General features: G+C 54.6%; 19 protein-coding genes and 1 other RNA gene. 11 read left to right on the forward strand and 9 right to left on the reverse strand.

Annotation, left to right across the window (positions count from 1 at the left end; translation table 11 throughout):
* Positions 1 to 9 precede the first annotated feature (9 nt).
* The gene (locus NIM72_RS16670; RefSeq protein ID WP_253421218.1) at positions 10 to 1,728 is read right to left on the reverse strand and encodes an SgrR family transcriptional regulator; all 1,719 of its coding nucleotides are present in this window, start codon (positions 1,726 to 1,728) and stop codon (positions 10 to 12) included.
* Between the two features lie 92 nt (positions 1,729 to 1,820).
* Here NIM72_RS16670 and cof point away from each other — a divergent pair, with 92 nt between their 5' ends.
* The gene (gene cof, locus NIM72_RS16675; RefSeq protein ID WP_161736033.1) at positions 1,821 to 2,642 is read left to right on the forward strand and encodes an HMP-PP phosphatase; all 822 of its coding nucleotides are present in this window, start codon (positions 1,821 to 1,823) and stop codon (positions 2,640 to 2,642) included.
* 34 nt (positions 2,643 to 2,676) lie between these two features.
* Here the strand turns inward: cof and NIM72_RS16680 are convergent, their stop codons facing one another.
* A complete protein-coding gene (locus tag NIM72_RS16680) occupies positions 2,677 to 3,711 on the reverse strand; it encodes a PLP-dependent cysteine synthase family protein (protein WP_161736026.1) in 1,035 nt (344 codons plus the stop codon).
* A gap of 117 nt (positions 3,712 to 3,828) precedes the next feature.
* On the opposite strand from NIM72_RS16680, the gene NIM72_RS16685 reads away from it, so the two are divergent.
* From NIM72_RS16685 to amtB, 5 genes are all read left to right on the forward strand, one after another.
* Positions 3,829 to 4,290 (forward strand): Lrp/AsnC family transcriptional regulator, encoded by a 462-nt coding sequence (locus NIM72_RS16685; protein WP_033782182.1) that lies wholly within the window; start codon positions 3,829 to 3,831, stop codon positions 4,288 to 4,290.
* 24 nt (positions 4,291 to 4,314) lie between these two features.
* Entirely contained in the window at positions 4,315 to 6,084 is a 1,770-nt protein-coding gene (locus tag NIM72_RS16690; RefSeq protein ID WP_161736027.1) for a SmdA family multidrug ABC transporter permease/ATP-binding protein, read from the forward strand.
* The gene (locus NIM72_RS16695; protein ID WP_253421220.1) at positions 6,077 to 7,852 is read left to right on the forward strand and encodes a SmdB family multidrug efflux ABC transporter permease/ATP-binding protein; all 1,776 of its coding nucleotides are present in this window, start codon (positions 6,077 to 6,079) and stop codon (positions 7,850 to 7,852) included. The genes NIM72_RS16690 and NIM72_RS16695 overlap by 8 nt, the downstream gene beginning before the upstream one ends.
* Before the next feature lie 257 nt (positions 7,853 to 8,109).
* Positions 8,110 to 8,448, forward strand: coding sequence for a P-II family nitrogen regulator (gene glnK / locus NIM72_RS16700; RefSeq protein ID WP_003850469.1), 339 nt, complete (start codon positions 8,110 to 8,112; stop codon positions 8,446 to 8,448).
* A gap of 34 nt (positions 8,449 to 8,482) precedes the next feature.
* Complete coding sequence (gene amtB / locus NIM72_RS16705) at positions 8,483 to 9,769, forward strand: ammonium transporter AmtB (RefSeq protein ID WP_161736029.1); 1,287 nt, start codon at positions 8,483 to 8,485, stop codon at positions 9,767 to 9,769.
* A 58-nt stretch (positions 9,770 to 9,827) separates the two neighbouring features.
* On the opposite strand, the gene tesB is transcribed toward amtB, so the two are convergent.
* Positions 9,828 to 10,691, reverse strand: coding sequence for an acyl-CoA thioesterase II (tesB, locus tag NIM72_RS16710; RefSeq protein WP_161736030.1), 864 nt, complete (start codon positions 10,689 to 10,691; stop codon positions 9,828 to 9,830).
* A gap of 190 nt (positions 10,692 to 10,881) precedes the next feature.
* Here tesB and NIM72_RS16715 point away from each other — a divergent pair, with 190 nt between their 5' ends.
* Positions 10,882 to 11,439: a YbaY family lipoprotein gene (locus tag NIM72_RS16715; protein WP_033731772.1), complete on the forward strand. Its 558-nt coding sequence runs from the start codon at positions 10,882 to 10,884 to the stop codon at positions 11,437 to 11,439.
* A gap of 29 nt (positions 11,440 to 11,468) precedes the next feature.
* Here the strand turns inward: NIM72_RS16715 and NIM72_RS16720 are convergent, their stop codons facing one another.
* On the reverse strand, positions 11,469 to 11,789 hold the full coding sequence (locus tag NIM72_RS16720) for an MGMT family protein (protein ID WP_161736031.1): 321 nt from the start codon (positions 11,787 to 11,789) through the stop codon (positions 11,469 to 11,471).
* A gap of 187 nt (positions 11,790 to 11,976) precedes the next feature.
* Between NIM72_RS16720 and ffs the strand changes: the two genes are divergently transcribed.
* Positions 11,977 to 12,073, forward strand: an RNA gene (ffs, locus tag NIM72_RS16725) — signal recognition particle sRNA small type.
* A 138-nt stretch (positions 12,074 to 12,211) separates the two neighbouring features.
* Here the strand turns inward: ffs and NIM72_RS16730 are convergent.
* From NIM72_RS16730 to NIM72_RS16740, 3 genes are all read right to left on the reverse strand, one after another.
* Complete coding sequence (locus NIM72_RS16730) at positions 12,212 to 12,427, reverse strand: HHA domain-containing protein (RefSeq protein WP_003850458.1); 216 nt, start codon at positions 12,425 to 12,427, stop codon at positions 12,212 to 12,214.
* Between the two features lie 24 nt (positions 12,428 to 12,451).
* Positions 12,452 to 12,829 (reverse strand): Hha toxicity modulator TomB, encoded by a 378-nt coding sequence (gene tomB / locus NIM72_RS16735; protein WP_161736034.1) that lies wholly within the window; start codon positions 12,827 to 12,829, stop codon positions 12,452 to 12,454.
* 147 nt (positions 12,830 to 12,976) lie between these two features.
* Positions 12,977 to 13,330, reverse strand: coding sequence for a hypothetical protein (locus NIM72_RS16740; RefSeq protein ID WP_222924426.1), 354 nt, complete (start codon positions 13,328 to 13,330; stop codon positions 12,977 to 12,979).
* A 326-nt stretch (positions 13,331 to 13,656) separates the two neighbouring features.
* Between NIM72_RS16740 and NIM72_RS16745 the strand changes: the two genes are divergently transcribed.
* Genes NIM72_RS16745 through NIM72_RS16755 form a run of 3 tightly spaced genes read left to right on the forward strand, consistent with a single transcriptional unit; the run spans position 13,657 to position 16,055 of the window.
* Positions 13,657 to 14,325 carry a metal ABC transporter ATP-binding protein gene (locus NIM72_RS16745; protein WP_253421222.1) on the forward strand — a complete coding sequence of 223 codons (669 nt, stop codon included), beginning with the start codon at positions 13,657 to 13,659 and terminating at the stop codon, positions 14,323 to 14,325.
* Positions 14,322 to 15,161, forward strand: coding sequence for a metal ABC transporter permease (locus NIM72_RS16750; RefSeq protein WP_253421224.1), 840 nt, complete (start codon positions 14,322 to 14,324; stop codon positions 15,159 to 15,161). Before NIM72_RS16745 ends, NIM72_RS16750 begins: the two co-directional genes overlap by 4 nt.
* Positions 15,162 to 15,176: 15 nt before the next feature.
* Complete coding sequence (locus NIM72_RS16755) at positions 15,177 to 16,055, forward strand: metal ABC transporter substrate-binding protein (protein WP_161731951.1); 879 nt, start codon at positions 15,177 to 15,179, stop codon at positions 16,053 to 16,055.
* A 47-nt stretch (positions 16,056 to 16,102) separates the two neighbouring features.
* On the opposite strand, the gene ykgO is transcribed toward NIM72_RS16755, so the two are convergent.
* Together ykgO and NIM72_RS16765 are read right to left on the reverse strand one after the other, a co-directional pair.
* Positions 16,103 to 16,243 (reverse strand): type B 50S ribosomal protein L36, encoded by a 141-nt coding sequence (gene ykgO / locus NIM72_RS16760; protein WP_009091664.1) that lies wholly within the window; start codon positions 16,241 to 16,243, stop codon positions 16,103 to 16,105.
* Positions 16,244 to 16,254: 11 nt separating this feature from the next.
* Positions 16,255 to 16,509 carry a type B 50S ribosomal protein L31 gene (locus tag NIM72_RS16765; protein WP_033782196.1) on the reverse strand — a complete coding sequence of 85 codons (255 nt, stop codon included), beginning with the start codon at positions 16,507 to 16,509 and terminating at the stop codon, positions 16,255 to 16,257.
* Positions 16,510 to 16,645 lie beyond the last annotated feature (136 nt).

The raw sequence follows: 16,645 nt of genomic DNA on the forward strand, positions 1-16,645 counted from the left end.
GGTAATGCCTCAGTCCGCTGCTGAACAGCTGCAAGGCGGATCAATGGGCGGTGGAATCCATGCGCGGCTGAAATCAAACCAGCCCAGCGTGTTCAGTTCAATCCCTTCTACGGCAGGGGGCGCATAAATCTGGTAGCGATAATTGAACAGAGGCAGCAGGATGCCGTCCCTCATCAGTTGATGATAAAGCTGCTGTAGCGCACGGGTACGGCTGTCGCTATCTGCTATCTGCTGGATAGCCAGCAGTTGCGCCTGGACTTCTTCGCCATGCGGTGCAGACCACAGCCGACGCCATAGCGGGTCAATCTGTAACCAGCTCGCCAGTGTGAAGATCGGCGCATCGCCAATCAGCCGATCGCCCATCACGATATCCGCCTCATCAGGCGGGTCGATATGATGCCAGCTTTTCACCGGGTGAAAAACGACGTTCAGAGTACAACCGTGCTGTTTTAACAGGGCGACCAGTGCCTGTGACATCTGATGCAGCTCAACCGGCAGCTGATAATGCAGTGTCAGGGTGGTGGGCAAGGGGACCGGAACATTATCAATCAGCGGCACTTCCCAGCCAGGTAACAGCTCTTTGCTGGGGGTAATTAATCCCTCATCCAGTGGTAATCGGCTGACGATGCCGCTTTGCTGAATCAGCTGGAAAAGCGTGCGCGCCTGATCAGGGGTAAATCCGGCTCGCGGCCGGCAGACCAGATAACAGAAGCCGAGACTGATGCTACTGCTGACCGGCTTCAATGTCCTGAGTTCTGCGGCATCCCCTATCGCAATCTGCACCGGATGACGACAGCTGCTGCCGAGAGCGGGATCAAACAGCTGAGGAGTAATCCAGTACTCCACCGCCTGCAGCAGAGGACGCTGCAGATGCCAGCGCGCATGGCTTTCAATCCTCACCAGCTCAGCGCTGAAATGCCTCAGTTTCCACGGCCCGCTGCCTGTCTTCATATCAGCGGGATGGGGCAGCAGACACAAAAGATGGGCAAGTCGGTGAGGCAACCAGAAATCAGGTCGTCGCAGGGTAAACCGCAGCGCCAGCGGGTGAGGCGCATCCACGCTGACCACATCGGCAAGCAATATCCTGACACGCGTATCCCGCAACAGCTGGCGGAACTGCGTCACCAGTTGTGCGGCCTGCACCGGCTCGTCGTTATGCCACATCAGCTGAGGCCGTAACCAGAATAACCAGCTACATGACGCCTCATCGTGCTGCCAGTGATGCGCCAGGTCGCCGACCGGCGCATCCTGCTCAAAACGGGTCAGACCGGAATAGATCTGACGAACCAGGTGCTGTTCAGCCCGTCCGGTAATCTGGCGCGGCTCGGTGCTCTCCATCGGACGATAGTAGGGGATACGCAGAACCGGCGTGTCGTTCTGCCATTGTCCACCCATTAACGGCCGCAGCATATTGATCAGCCTTTCCGGCGGCAGATCCAGCAGCTGTAAGGCATCCGCCGCATCTCCGGCATCAAGCTGTTTTTGCAACAACTGCTGCCGTAACTGTTCAGGCGTGCGCAGAAACACTAACTGACCCTGTTTGCCACGGCCCGGCTCGCCGTGCCAGCTAAGCCAGCCAGCGTGCTGCCACTGTGACAGTAACGTGCGCAGATGACGCTCGCTGCAGATGCAGTGGCGCGCCATCTCTGCCACGCAGGTCTGCTGAGGGATGCCCTTGCTCTGCTGCCACAGGCGCTGAAACTGATTAAGGCGGTTAAGCTGGCGCATCGTAAACCCGGAACAGTTTTTTAAAAGTATTCACTATTAGTTCCGCGATTAACAGGCAATAGTAAGCTCATCTTTTCAGCATGAGGGTAACCATAATGCGTTTAGCCGCATTCGATATGGATGGCACATTATTGCTGCCGGATCATCAGCTGGGTCAGCAGACGCTGGATAGCCTGCAGGCGTTGCATCTGCGTGGCGTAAATCTGGCGCTGGCGACGGGCCGCCATCTGCTGGAGATGCAGATTCTGAGGGAGAAATTAACGCTGCCTGCGTGGCTGATTACCGGGAACGGCACTCGTGTACACGACAGGCAGGGCAATCTGATCTTTGCGCGTGATCTGCCCTCTGCGGTAGCCGAAGAGGTCATCCATCGCCACTGGGAAACATCCGCGTCGATCCACATTTTCAACGATCAGGGGTGGTTTACCGATCGCCCCCAGCCTGAGCTGCTGGTGGCCCATCAGATGAGCGGGTTTAGCTATCAGCTGTGCGATTTGAAAAGGCTTCCCGCGCATCAGGTAACAAAAATCTGCTTTATCGATCAGCATCAGCATCTGTGCCAGCTGAAAACGGAACTGGGTGCGGCGCTGGGTGAGCAGGCGAATATCTGCTTCTCCGCGGTGGACTGTCTGGAAGTGTTGCCCGCCAGTTGCAACAAAGGCAGCGCGCTGGCGCTGTTGTGCGACCATCTGTCACTGACGCTGGCGGAGTGCATGGCGTTCGGGGATGCAATGAATGACAGAGAAATGCTGTCGCAGGTTGGGCGGGGCTTCATCATGGGCAATGCGATGGCGCAACTGAAAGCTGCGCTACCGCATCTGCCGGTATTAGGGCATTGCGAGACACAGGCGGTGTCTCACTATTTAAATCACTGGCTGGCAACACCCGACCTCGCGTATTCCCCCGAATGCTGAGGATTGCCGTGAACCGGACTGGATGTCCGGTTTTTTATTCGAGTTCGCACTGCCACGGCGTGATATCGCCAATATGTTTTGCCACCCATTCCGGCTGATAGTAGCTATCGGGATAACGTTCGCCACTGTCGCACAGCAGTGTCACCAGGGATCCCTGCTGATTTGCTGCCCGTAAGCGTTTCGCCACCTGCATCATGCCCCAGAAATTGGTGCCCGTAGAGGCGCCCGGTTTGCGTCCCAGGATCTTTTCCAGCTTCAGCATGGCGGCCAACGTCGCACCATCCGGTACTTTGATCATTTCATCAATCACGTCAGGCATAAATGACGGCTCTACGCGCGGACGGCCAATTCCCTCGATCATGCTGCCGCGCGTGCTGGTCAGCGTTGCATCACGCTGTTGCCAGTAATCGAAAAACACGGAATGCTGGGGATCCACCACCAGCAGTTTCGTTTCCAGGCCCTGATAACGAATATAGCGGCCCAGCGTCGCCGAGGTGCCGCCAGTGCCCGCGCTCATAATCACCGTATGCGGAATCGGATAGGGTTCATGCTGCATCTGACGGAAAATGCTCTCAGCAATATTGTTATTACCGCGCCAGTCAGTAGCGCGTTCAGCGTAGGTAAACTGATCCATAAAATGGCCATTCAGCTCACGTGCCAGCCGTTCAGATTCTGCGTAAAGCTGGCAGGGATCCTCGACAAAATGGCACTGTCCACCATAAAAGGTGATCTGCTCAATTTTACGTTTCGCCGTGCTGGCGGGCATCACCGCAATAAAGGGCAGACCAAGCAGCCTTGCGAAGTACGCCTCTGAAACGGCCGTGCTGCCTGACGAGGCTTCGATAATCGGCGTATTCTCTTTAATCCAGCCGTTGGAGAGACCGTAGAGAAACAGGGATCGTGCCAGCCGATGTTTAAGACTGCCACTGGGATGGGTGCTCTCATCTTTCAGATAGAACCAGATGCCGGGAAAATCCGCCAGATCGAAACGGATCAAATGGGTTTCAGCCGATCGTTGAAAATCAGCGTTAATTTCGTTGATAGCGTGGCGAATCCAGCAGGTCTGCATTTCAGGCATCCGGTAAAGAAGTGATGCGGCCATTTTATGGCACGTGCAGGAAAAAGAGATTGCAAAAATACCGCTAAAATCGCGGTAATGGAGAAAATGATTCTCCGGGAGTCCCATATGCTAGATAAAACTGACCTTAAACTGCTCTCACTGCTGCAGCAGGATTGCACGCTGTCGCTGCAGGCGCTGGCGGATGCCGTCAACCTCACCACCACACCCTGCTGGAAGCGCCTGAAAAAGCTGGAAGATGATGGCATTATTCGCGCCCGGGTGGCACTGCTGGATGGGGATAAAATCGGACTGTCACTGACGGCGTTTATGTTTGTGAAAACCCAGCAGCATAGCCGCGACTGGTATCAGGCCTTTGTCTCGGTGGTAAGCAGCATGCCCGAGGTGATGGCCTTTTACCGGATGGCAGGCGAGTATGATTACCTGCTGCGCATTCAGGTGGCCGACATGAAGAGCTATGATGCTTTCTACAAGCGATTAGTGAACGGTGTGCCCGGCCTGATTGATGTGACATCCAGCTTCGCCATGGAAGAGATTAAATACACCACGGCTTTACCTGTCGCCCCCTGAGGGCCTGAGATTGAGAGCAGCGTTGTGCGATTATTCAGTCAATTAAGTTGGTATTTTCTGCGGGAGTGGCGGCGCTATCTGGGCGCGGTTATCCTGCTGATTGTTATTGCTATTCTGCAGTTGCTGCCGCCGCATGTGGTCGGTGTCATTGTTGATGGTGTCACACGTGACAACATGAGTACCAGTCGCATCATGATGTGGATTGGCATCATGCTGGCAACCGCAGTGGTGGTCTATCTGCTGCGCTACGTCTGGCGCGTACTGCTGTTTGGTGCCTCCTACCAGCTGGCGGTTGAGCTGCGCGAAGATTTTTATCGCCAGCTGAGTCGGCAGCAACCGGCATTTTATCTGCGTCACCGCACAGGTGACCTGATTGCGCGCGCCACTAACGATGTGGATCGGGTAGTGTTTGCAGCCGGGGAAGGGGTGCTGACGCTGGTCGACTCGCTGGTGATGGGCTGCGTGGTGCTGCTGGTGATGAGTACGCAAATCAGCTGGCAGCTGACGCTGCTGGCGCTGGTGCCGATGCCCATTATGGCGATCGTCATCCATCGCTACGGTAATCAGCTGCATCATCGCTTTAAACTGGCCCAGGCGGCCTTCTCCAGCCTTAACGACCAGACGCAGGAGAGCCTGACCAGCATCCGGATGATTAAATCCTTCGGTCTTGAACAGCATCAGTCGCAGCAATTCTCCGACATCGCCCGCGATACCGGTGAAAAGAACCTGCGCGTGGCGCGGGTCGATGCCCGTTTCGATCCCACTATCTACATCGCTATTGGTTTCTCAAACCTGCTGGCGATTGGCGGCGGAAGCTGGCTGGTGTGGCATGACCAGATGACGCTGGGGCAGCTTACCAGCTTTGTGATGTATCTCGGCCTGATGATCTGGCCGATGCTGGCGCTGGCGTGGATGTTCAATATCGTCGAACGCGGCAGCGCCGCCTGGAGCCGCATCGGTGCATTACTGGCGGAAGCGCCAGCGGTGGAAGATGGTGATAAGTCACTGCCACCTGACCCAGGCACGCTGCAGGTCGCGATTCGCGCCTTTCACTATCCGGCCAGCGCGGCTCCGGTGTTAAGTGATGTCAGCTTCCAGCTGAAGCCCGGCGAAATGCTGGGACTGTGTGGGCCAACCGGCAGCGGAAAAAGTACCTTACTGAGCCTGATCCAGCGCCATTTTGATATTCAGCAGGGCGACATCCGTTATCACCAGATCCCGCTGCCGCAGTTACGGCTGGACAGCTGGCGCAGTCGTCTCGCCGTGGTCAGCCAGACACCATTCCTGTTTTCGGACAGCGTAGCGAACAATATTGCGCTGGGGAAACCGGGCGCAACCCAGCAGGAGATTGAACAGGCCGCCACCCTGGCCTGCGTGCATGACGATATCCTGCGGCTGCCGCAGGGTTATGAAACCGAAGTCGGGGAGCGAGGTGTGATGCTGTCCGGTGGACAGAAGCAGCGTCTTTCGATTGCCCGGGCACTGCTGCTGAACGCAGAAATCCTGATTCTGGACGACGCACTCTCTGCGGTGGATGGTCGTACCGAGCACGAAATCCTGCATAACCTGCGCATCTGGGGGCAGGGAAAAACACTGATTATCAGCGCGCATCGCCTGTCAGCGCTGACGGAAGCCAGTGAAATTCTGGTGTTACAACAGGGCAGCGTGGCACAGCGTGGCAATCATGACGCGCTGACCGCCAGCGCTGGCTGGTATCGTGACATGTATCGTTACCAGCAACTGGAAGCGGCGCTGGATGATGATGAAAATGAGAAAGGAGTGCCGCATGGCTAAGTCTGCCCGCTTGTGGCCAACCCTGAAGCGCCTGCTGAGTTACGGTAAGCCCTGGCGTAAATCCCTGTCGCTGGCGGTAGGCATGCTGTGGATCGCTGCCGCGGCGGAAGTAACCGGTCCGGTGCTGGTCAGCTACTTTATTGATAACCTGGTGGCGAAGCATCAGATGCCCTGGGGACTGGTGGCCGGTCTGGTCATCAGCTTTGTCCTGCTTCAGCTACTGGCCGCCGGGCTGCACTACTGGCAGGCGCTGCTGTTTAATCGCGCTGCGATTGGTGTGGTGCAGCGGTTACGCAGTGACGTGATGAATGCTGCGCTTTGTCAGCCGCTGAGCGCCTTTGATACTCAGCCGGTCGGGCAGATTATTTCGCGCGTGACGAATGACACCGAAGTGATCCGCGATCTTTATGTCACAGTGGTTTCAACCGTACTGCGTAGCGCTGCGCTGGTCGGCGCCATGATGGTGGCCATGTTCAGTCTTGACTGGCGCATGGCGCTGGTAGCAATGATGATCTTCCCGCTGGTACTGATAGTGATGTTCATCTATCAGCGTTACAGCACGCCGATTGCCCGACGGGTTCGCAGCTATCTGGCTGACATCAACAACGGCTTCAATGAAGTGATCAGCGGCATGAGTGTGATTCAGCAGTTTCGTCAGCAGGCACGATTTGGTGAGCGCATGGGCGAAGCGAGCCGCTCTCACTATCTGGCGCGAATGGAGACGCTGCGCCTCGATGGCTTTCTGCTGCGTCCGCTGTTGAGCCTGTTTTCAGCGATGGTCTTGTGCGGGCTGCTGATTCTGTTCAGTTTCTCTGTGCCTGGTGTGTTTGAAGTGGGGGTGCTCTATGCCTTTATTACTTACCTGGGCCGTCTGAATGAGCCACTGATTGAGCTGACCACCCAGCAGTCGATGCTGCAGCAGGCGGTGGTTTCCGGTGAGCGTATTTTCGAGCTGATGGATGCCGCCCAGCAGCAGTATGGGGCCGATCAGCAGCCACTGGCTTCAGGTCGTATTGCCCTGAACAATCTCAGTTTTGCCTACCGTGAAAATCGTGATGTGCTGAGTGATATCAATCTTGAAGTCGCACCGCGTGAGTTTGTGGCGCTGGTGGGCCATACCGGCAGTGGCAAAAGTACCCTGGCTAATCTGTTAATGGGTTATTACCCGGTGACGCGTGGCGAAATCCGTATTGATGATCGCCCGATTGGCGGCTTGAGCCACGCCGTGCTGCGACGCGGTATCGCGATGGTGCAGCAGGATCCGGTGGTGCTGGCCGATACGCTGCTGGCCAATGTGCGGCTGGGCCGCGACATCAGCGAAGAGGCTGTCTGGACAGTGCTGGAACAGGTGCAACTGGCACCGCTGGCGCATGCCCTGCCGGAGGGGATTCACACCCGACTGGGCGAGCAGGGCAATAACCTGTCGGTCGGGCAGAAACAGCTGCTGGCGCTGGCCCGGGTACTGGTTGATCTGCCGCAGATTCTGATCCTCGACGAGGCAACCGCTAACATCGACTCCGGCACCGAGCAGGCGATTCAGCAGACGCTTGCGACACTAAGGCAACACAGCACGCTGGTGGTGATCGCTCACCGCCTCTCAACGATTATCGATGCGGATAATATTCTGGTGCTGCATCGTGGTCGTGTGGTTGAGCAGGGCACCCATCAGCAACTGCTGGCGCTGCAGGGACGCTACTGGCAGATGTATCAGCTGCAGCAGGCAGGGGAAGATCTGGCGTCGGGCGTACCTGTAACATCTGAAAGCTGACTTGCACCTTTTTTGCGCAGCTTTATCGGAATAATCTGTATAAATGCACTCCTTTGACGCCTGGAGCACCAAAGGAGTGCAGTCTCAGCCTGCGATCCCTGTCACACACCCATTCTCATTCATATCTTCCCTGAAGCATCCCTTGCTCTGTCTCGCCTGACTCACTGATTAAGGGCACTTTTACACTCTGGCACAGGCTTTGCTTATATCCCTGCGTGTCCGTAAACGTTACCTATTTACTCGCTGGAGGGGATCCAATGAAGCTGGTTACCGTCGTAATTAAGCCATTCAAACTGGAGGATGTACGTGAAGCTTTATCCTCTATCGGCATTCAGGGACTGACCGTCTCCGAAGTGAAAGGTTTTGGTCGTCAGAAAGGCCATGCAGAGCTCTATCGTGGCGCAGAGTACAGCGTGAACTTCCTGCCAAAGGTCAAAATTGATATCGCCATTGCCGACGATCAGTTAGACGAAGTGGTGGATGTCATCAGTAAAGCGGCTTACACCGGCAAAATTGGCGACGGTAAAATTTTCGTGGCTGAACTGCAGCGCGTCATCCGTATTCGTACCGGCGAAACCGACGAAGCCGCTCTGTAATTAAGACTCAGTACTGTGATGGGATGGAATAAAAATGAATAAAATTTTCACTAAGCTGGGCCTCACCAGTCTGGCACTGTTACCCTCACTCGCAATGGCTGCGCCTGCCGTTGCGGACAAGGCTGATAACGCATTTATGATGATTTGCACCGCGCTGGTGCTCTTTATGTCAATTCCAGGTATTGCGCTGTTTTACGGCGGTCTGATTCGTGGCAAAAACGTTCTGTCGATGCTGACGCAGGTTGCTGTCACCTTCTCGCTGGTGTGCGTGCTGTGGGTGGTCTACGGCTACTCCCTGGCATTCAGTGAAGGTAACGCTTTTTTCGGCGGCTTTGGCTGGGCCATGCTGAAAAACATTCAGCTTACCGCCGTTATGGGCAGTTTCTATCAGTATATCCATGTAGCATTCCAGGCCTCGTTTGCCTGTATTACCGTGGGCCTGATTGTTGGTGCCATTGCAGAGCGTATCCGTTTCTCTGCCGTATTGATCTTCGTCGGTGTCTGGCTGACGCTTTCATATTTACCTATTGCACACATGGTCTGGGCGGGCGGTTTCCTGGCACAGGATGGCGCACTGGATTTCGCTGGCGGTACCGTGGTGCATATTAACGCCGCTATAGCGGGTCTGGTTGGTGCATATCTGGTGGGCAAACGTGCGGGATTTGGTAAAGAGGCATTCAAACCCCACAACCTGCCGATGGTCTTTACCGGCACCGCTATTCTGTACGTTGGCTGGTTTGGCTTTAATGCCGGTTCAGCTTCAGCAGCGAACGAAATCGCCGCGCTGGCTTTCCTTAACACCGTGGTTGCAACAGCAGGTGCGGTACTGGCATGGACCTTTGGTGAGTGGGCGGTACGGGGTAAGCCTTCACTGCTGGGTGCCTGCTCAGGCTTTATTGCCGGTCTGGTCGCGATTACCCCAGCCTGTGGCTATGTCGGTGTGGGCGGTGCGTTAATCATCGGCCTGGTCGGCGGACTGGCGGGACTGTGGGGCGTCACCACTCTCAAAAAATGGCTGCGCGTTGATGATCCGTGCGATGTGTTCGGCGTGCATGGCGTGTGCGGTATCGTGGGCTGTATCCTGACGGGCGTGTTTGCTTCCTCTTCACTGGGCGGCGTCGGTTATGCTCAGGGTGTAACCATGGGCCATCAGGTCTGGGTGCAGCTCTTCAGTGTGGGTCTGACGATTGTCTGGTCGGGCGTTGTTGCCTTCATTGGCTTCAAGCTGGCCGATCTGATTGTCGGACTGCGCGTACCGGAAGAGCATGAACGTGAAGGTCTGGATGTAAACAGCCACGGCGAGAATGCTTACAACCAGTAATGGACAGGCACTGAAATGAATAATCGGGGGCGAGCAATCGCCCCTTTTTTATTTCTCTTTATTCGCTGCGCTGGCGCATTACCCCTTCCTGAACTGTTGAGGCTACCAGCACACCCTGCTGATTGTAGAACTCGCCGCGGACAAAACCGCGTGCCCCGGAAGCTGAGGTACTGACCACGCTGTAGAGCAGCCATTCAGTGAAGTCGAACGGGCGGTGGAACCACATAGAGTGGTCGATCGTGGCGACCTGCATATCCGGCTCTAAAAAGCCTTTACCGTGCGGCTGCAGCGCAACCGGCAGGAAGTTGAGGTCGGACGCATAGCCGAGCAGGTACTGATGGATACGCAGGTCATCGGGCAGGGGGCCGGTGGCACGGATCCAGACCTGACGCTCCGGTTTATCCACATGTCCACGAAGCGGGTTATGGATCTGTACCGGGCGAATCTCCAGCGGACGTTCAGCAATGAATTTCTCGCGTAACTTTTCTGGCAGCAGATGCGCCATTTTCTGCGCCATCGCCTGTTCGGTTAACAGGTTCTCCGGCCCCGGCACCTGTGGCATCGGATTCTGATGTTCAAATCCGCTTTCAGGTGACTGAAAAGAGGCCGTCATATAAAAAATGGGCTGGCCATTCTGAATGGCGCTGACCCTGCGTGCGCTGAAACTTTTGCCATCACGCAGCGTTTCAACATCATAGATAATCGCTTTCTGGCTATCGCCGGGCCGCAAAAAATAGCTGTGAAATGAGTGAATAATGCGATCTTCCGCGACGGTTTGCTTTGCAGCATACAGCGCCTGACCCACCACCTGACCGCCAAACACCTGGCGCAGTCCCAGATCTTCGCTCTGGCCGCGATATAAACCCTCCTCCAGTTTTTCCAGATTCAATAAATTCAGCAGATTTTGCAGTGCCTGACTCATGGCGCATTCCTCAATATAGTGACCCGCTCAGTGTGAAAGATCGGACCAGTTGACGTCAATCAGACTTTCCGCTTTGCCTGTGCCAGGCAAAATTTCATTTTTGTGCCAATATTAAGCCCATACGGCGAGTGAAGCGCTGTAAGCAGGATTCGCTGCCGACAATCATTTTGATCAAATGGAGACGACATCAATGAAACTCAGGCATGTGTTCAGTGGGGTAGTTATTGCGGTTGCTGTTGCGGGATGTGCCGACAAGAGTAAACCAGTTCCAACGCCAACGCTGGGTTCTGCAGTGGCAGGACAAACGGCCGCGATTGCGCAGCCAAACGTAAGTGGTTCAGTCTTTATCCGCCAGCGCATTGCGCTGCCGCCGGATGCGGTATTAACCGTGACGCTTTCTGATGCCTCCGTATCCGATGCTCCATCAAAAGTGCTGTCGCAGCGCGTGGTGCGTACTGAAGGTAAACAGGCACCGTTCCAGTTTGTATTACCGTTTAACCCTGCCGACATTCAGCCCAATGCACGCATTCTGTTAAGCGCAGCCATCTCAATCGACGGCAAGCTGGCCTTTGTCACTGAAGGCGTGAAGCCGGTCATCAACCAGGGTGGCACCAAAGCTGAACTGCTGCTGGTACCGGTACCGTCAGTAGCGATGCCAACCCAGCCGGGCGCCGCGACAACTGTTCCGTCGACTTCACCCACTCAGGTGACGCCATCTGCTGCTGTTCCGGCACCAACACGTATTTAATTCTCTGCCGGGGCGACCTTGTCGCCCCTTCATCCTGCCTGAAATTGCCAGCGACAGGTCGAAAGATCGAGTTGCCCGTCATCACTGACCTCTATGCCTTCCGCTTCCAGCGCATCCCGCTGCCGCATCAGACGGTCGCCCTGTAGTGAAATTGTGCCATGGCGATTAACAACGCGATGCCAGGGTAGAGTAGTGCCTTCTGGTAACCGGCTCAGCACGCCGCCCACCTGACGTGCCGCGCGCGGGGAGCCCGCCAGTCGCGCAACGTCGCCATAAGTCGCGACGTGGCCATAGGGTATTGCGGCAACAATTTGCCAGATGCGTTGCTGGAAAGAGTCAGGCTGATCCATGTGCTTATTTATTCTGCTTTTTTCATCAGGAATTGGGTTTTAACTTTAGCATGAGGAGGATGAGGAAACAGTGTCAGCACGGCGATTGTTCAAGAAAACAACGGTTGTCCCGACTACGCTTGCAATTGCCATCTCCTTCCCAGATAATGCCCCCGCTCTCGTAAAGAGGGCTTGTCAATGGGGGCCCTGTTGGTTCTCCCGCAATGCTAGCTTGTGAACTCGGTCAGATCCGGAAGGAAGCAGCCGCAGCAGGTGACGCGTGTGCCGGGATGTAGCTGGCAGGGCCCCCACCATTTTCCCCCTCTGAATATCTCTTCTCCCGAAACTGCAGACAGGCAAAACCCGCCTGGGCCGATCCTTTGCCGGCAGGCAGGAATATCCGGTACTAAAGAAGAGATTAAACGCAGCAACAATCCGTCAGATTAACGGACAAATTTCCATACTGAACCTGGGACTTTATCGTAGAGCTTGTTCATCGTCAGTTCCGCCAGGCGATGGTCGGCTGCGGAGTAAAATACCGCTAATTCATCCTCGGGTAATTCATACTTATTTTTTTCAATGACCCTTTCCAGGGTATCCAGAGAGCGGCAACGCCGCAGTCGCATCAAATAATCGGTTTTAGTCAGGGTTTTGTTCATAAATAAACCGTTCTCATGTCTGTACTATAATGAATGGCTTGGCTGGTGCAGAAAAGCGCACTCTTCAGTGAACAGATTAAATAAGCGTTTCGCTGAACGTTGCCACCGTTGAAGATCCGGACTGTTGATACCATAGTTGCTGAATAGCATAAAAGTATCATCAAGATATTCATCGATTTGCGAAATCAGCGCTTCATCTTCGACGTGCTTAATTTTGTAATTCATAGTGAAAGAGGCAATGTGTTCAATCAAATCGTTAAGCTGCAGATTGCTTTCAGAAGTGGGGTCATTCACCCAGCCGTGATGGCTGTCGGTTAATGTTGCCATGCTGTCGTCAAACAGGCTCTCACACAGATATTTAAGCTGGGCAATATCATGCCGTTTCGGTGAGTATTCGTCCATCTTTTTCCCCTCCATAGCTAGCTCAGTTGCCGCAGGGCAGCGATAGTGGATAACGCAGCCAGGAAGCGATTATTCGGGCAGTTATTAAACGGGATACCTTAAAGATAGTGTAAAACCATTAGTTCTGCTCACCTCCATTACTAAATATTACAATTCATCGCCAGGGGAGGGCTGCTGATTGTCGACCACATCAAACTCAAGTGCTCCGGGCTTAATGTGAAAGTTTACCTGCTCAGATTGCGTCACGGTTTCATTTAGATCCAGACAGGGATTAAATAAATTCCAGTCAAAATCGTAAAGTAATTTAAAACTATTCATATCCAGGTATTCAACAGAAACAATTTTTAAACTGCCTGGAACTAACTGCGCATTCTGTGAGTACCAGCGTAAATCACCTACCAGCAAATCTGTTATTTTGAGAATATTCCGCTGAACAATCTCTGCTATTTTTTCGCAGTCTGCTTCGCCCAGGGCAATATCACATTCAATACGTGACAGCATATCTGATCCACTAATAACCGTTAATAAACCTATCATTGGTTTTCTGCAACTGGTTTGCAAGCCAGCAGAGCACAAAACTGTCAGCATCTGCGCTTCAGCAGGCGGCAGTGCCTGCCAGCATCCTGCCGTAAGTCCTGTTGGTGTTTATCTTTTGATACACAATCACGCGTTTCCCTGACGGGAATATCCGGTATCTTATTTGTTATGTTATAACATATTGGTGAAGCGATGCGTCAGAGTGGATTACTTATGTCATTGGGTGGGAGGCTGAGTGTAGCCGTGCTATTCATCGCGCTGCTTGCCGTGGCCATAAAATGGGGGATCACATGATCCGGTTCAACACGCTTCGTGCTGGCTATCAGGGACAGAGCGTCACCCCGTTGGTTACCGGGCAGATTGCAGCTGGCTCGATGACAGCCTTAGTCGGTGCTAACGGCAGTGGCAAATCAACCCTGCTGAAAACTATTGCGGGTTTATTGCCACCGATAACCGGACGTTGTGAATTGCAGGTTTCGCGTCGGGATATCGGCTGGATGCCGCAGCGAACAGAACTTGAAACCCGTTTTCCCCTGACAGTATTTGAACTGGTCTCAATAGGCTGCTGGCCGCGCTGCGGCTGGTTCGGCGGTATTAACCGGGTACTACGCCGTGAAATCTGGCAGTCGCTGGAGGCCGTTCAGATGCATGATTATGCAGATGTGCAGCCTGCGACTTTATCAGGCGGACAACTTCAGCGCGTTTTGTTTGCACGACTGATGTTGCAGCGCAGCCAGCTCTGGCTGCTGGATGAGCCTTTTAACGGCATTGACAGCCAGACCGTGACATTACTGATGTCGATTCTTGAGCAGCAACAGCAGGCCGGCACAACCCTGCTGGTGGTGCTGCACGATCGTCCGCTGGTGGCGCGCTACTTCAGTAACGTCATGTCGATGGATGACAGTGAGATCAGCTGCACCAGTCAGCCTGCTATCCCTTTGCGGAGTTGTGCGCCGTGACCCTGATGCAGCCTTTTATTGAGTTTGGTTTTATGCGGCGCGCGCTGGTGGCCTGTTTTGCACTGGCGGTCAGCGCTACGCCACTCGGCGTGTTCCTTTCGCTGCGCCGGATGAGCCTGATTGGTGATGCCTTATCGCATGCAGTGCTGCCCGGTGCCGCTATTGGTTATCTGATCTCCGGCCTGTCGCTGGTTGCGATGGGTATCGGCGGCCTGATCGCCGGTTTAGCCGTGGCGCTGCTTTCTGGCGCGGTCAGTCGCTATACGCCCCTGAAAGAGGATGCCAGTTTTGCCGGGTTCTATCTTGGATCCCTGGCGCTGGGCGTCACGCTGGTCTCATTACGCGGCTCAAGCGTGGATCTGCTGCACGTTCTGTTTGGCTCGCTGCTGGCGGTGGATAACGGCGCGCTGCTGCTGGTCGGCGGCATCGCCGCCTTTACGCTGATTCTGCTGGCGATCATCTATCGTCCGCTGGTCATCGACGCATTTGACGGTGACTTTCTGCGGGCGCAGGGGAAATGGAGCGCGCCGCTGGTGCATAGTCTGTTTTTAATGCTGGTGGTGCTGAATCTGGTCGCGGGCTTTCAGGTGCTGGGCACGCTGATGTCGGTGGGACTGATGATGCTACCCGCCGCCAGCGCCCGTTTCTGGAGCCGTCATCTTGCCGCCATGCTGGTGATTGCCATTTTCATGGCAATGATTTCAGCGCTGGCGGGACTGATGCTCTCCTGGCACTTTTCATTGCCGGCCGGCCCCGCTGTGGTGCTGAGCGCCGCCATGCTGTTTTTTCTCTCCATTCTTGCAGGGCCATGCGGCGGGATTTTTCGTCGCCATTAATCTAAAGGGGTATCTATGAAGAAATTACCGGTTAGCCTGGCGCTCGCAGCGCTGTTTGCCACGCCTTTTGCGATGGCAAAAACGGTGGATGTGGTGGCCAGCTTTACCGTGCTGGCAGACATCGTTAAGCAGGTCGGCGGCGACCATGTCAACGTGAAAAGCCTGGTGGGGCCGAATGGCGATCCTCATACATTTGAACCCACGCCGCAGGACAGTCAGGCACTTGCAAAGGCCGATCTGGTCTTTGTCAGTGGACTGGGACTGGAAGGGTGGATGGATCGGCTGGTCAGCGCCTCCGGATATCGCGGCCAGTCCGTTGTGGCCTCGGCGGGTGTCACCACCCGCAGCATGGAGGAGGAGGGCAAAACCGTTACCGATCCTCACGCCTGGAACAGCATGCAGAACGGCGTGATCTATGCCACTAACGTAATGAATGCGCTGGTCAAAGCCGATCCTGAAGATGCCACCGCCATTCGTCAGCGTGGTCAGAATTACATTCAGCAGCTGGAGGCGCTGGATAGCTGGGCAAAAACGGCCTTTGATGCTGTGCCTGTCGATAAGCGAAAAGTGCTGACCAGTCATGATGCGTTTGGTTACTTTGGACAGCGCTATGGCGTGACGTTTCTTGCGCCGGTAGGGTTCTCTACTGAAGCGGAAGCAAGTGCCAGTGACGTGGGTAGTTTAATCACCCAACTAAAGCAGCAGCATATCAACCGCTATTTTATAGAGAACCAGACTGATCCGCGCCTGGTAAAACAGATTGCCAGCGCCACGGGAGCCGAGCCGGGTGGTGAGCTCTATCCGGAAGCGTTGTCCACAGCCTCTGGCCCGGCAGCCACTTATGAGGCGGCCTTTAGACATAACGTGAATGCGATGCTGAAGAGCATGCGCTAAGTATAAAAAAGGCCGGGCAAGCCCGGCCAGTCATCACGACACACATACTAGCGTTTTTTCTTTCTTCCCTGTACGGCTTTAAAGCGTGGATTCGTTTTACAGATCACGTAAATCCGCCCCTTGCGGCGCACTACCCTGCAATCCCGATGGCGATTTTTTGCTGAGCGCAGCGAACTCAATACCTGCATGAATCTTTTCCTTATTTACGGCCAAGAAAGCGCCCGAAACGCTGATTAAAGCGCGCGGTGCTGCCTTCTTTGGCGAAATCTTTCTGTTTGCCGGTATAGAAAACGTGTGAGGCCGACGACACATCCAGTGTGACGTAGGGCAGCGTTTCACCTTCAAACTCTACGGTGCGATCGGTTTTGATGGTCGAACCGATTTTGAAATAAACGTCAGCTGATGTGTCATGGAAGACCACGTGACGATAGTGAGGATGGATATTCGCTTTCAAAATACTCTCCTATGTAATGTTATAATATAACATTATTATGCGCCGCACTGTTCAGGATTGCAACTGCCAGGACGTCAGCTCGCGTGAAGTGTCAGGAAGGGAGAAGGGCTGAATCGCAGGCATAAAAAAAGGCCGC

The sequence above is a fragment of the Pantoea sp. B550 genome (assembly GCF_024158165.1).
Taxonomy (GTDB): Bacteria; Pseudomonadota; Gammaproteobacteria; order Enterobacterales; family Enterobacteriaceae; genus Pantoea; species Pantoea alfalfae.

Bases quoted from the DNA above. Each gene is read 5' to 3' on its own strand.
- NIM72_RS16730 (WP_003850458.1), bottom strand. From the start codon at position 12,427: ATGAACAAAACCCTGACTAAAACCGATTATTTGATGCGACTGCGGCGT.
- NIM72_RS16755 (WP_161731951.1), top strand. From the start codon at position 15,177: ATGAAGAAATTACCGGTTAGCCTGGCGCTCGCAGCGCTGTTTGCCACG.
- amtB (WP_161736029.1), top strand. From the start codon at position 8,483: ATGAATAAAATTTTCACTAAGCTGGGCCTCACCAGTCTGGCACTGTTA.
- tomB (WP_161736034.1), bottom strand. From the start codon at position 12,829: ATGGACGAATACTCACCGAAACGGCATGATATTGCCCAGCTTAAATAT.
- tesB (WP_161736030.1), bottom strand. From the start codon at position 10,691: ATGAGTCAGGCACTGCAAAATCTGCTGAATTTATTGAATCTGGAAAAA.
- ykgO (WP_009091664.1), bottom strand. From the start codon at position 16,243: ATGCAGGTATTGAGTTCGCTGCGCTCAGCAAAAAATCGCCATCGGGAT.
- NIM72_RS16685 (WP_033782182.1), top strand. From the start codon at position 3,829: ATGCTAGATAAAACTGACCTTAAACTGCTCTCACTGCTGCAGCAGGAT.
- NIM72_RS16720 (WP_161736031.1), bottom strand. From the start codon at position 11,789: ATGGATCAGCCTGACTCTTTCCAGCAACGCATCTGGCAAATTGTTGCC.
- NIM72_RS16745 (WP_253421222.1), top strand. From the start codon at position 13,657: ATGATCCGGTTCAACACGCTTCGTGCTGGCTATCAGGGACAGAGCGTC.
- NIM72_RS16695 (WP_253421220.1), top strand. From the start codon at position 6,077: ATGGCTAAGTCTGCCCGCTTGTGGCCAACCCTGAAGCGCCTGCTGAGT.
- glnK (WP_003850469.1), top strand. From the start codon at position 8,110: ATGAAGCTGGTTACCGTCGTAATTAAGCCATTCAAACTGGAGGATGTA.
- NIM72_RS16680 (WP_161736026.1), bottom strand. From the start codon at position 3,711: ATGCAGACCTGCTGGATTCGCCACGCTATCAACGAAATTAACGCTGAT.
- NIM72_RS16715 (WP_033731772.1), top strand. From the start codon at position 10,882: ATGAAACTCAGGCATGTGTTCAGTGGGGTAGTTATTGCGGTTGCTGTT.
- NIM72_RS16740 (WP_222924426.1), bottom strand. From the start codon at position 13,330: ATGCTGTCACGTATTGAATGTGATATTGCCCTGGGCGAAGCAGACTGC.
- NIM72_RS16670 (WP_253421218.1), bottom strand. From the start codon at position 1,728: ATGCGCCAGCTTAACCGCCTTAATCAGTTTCAGCGCCTGTGGCAGCAG.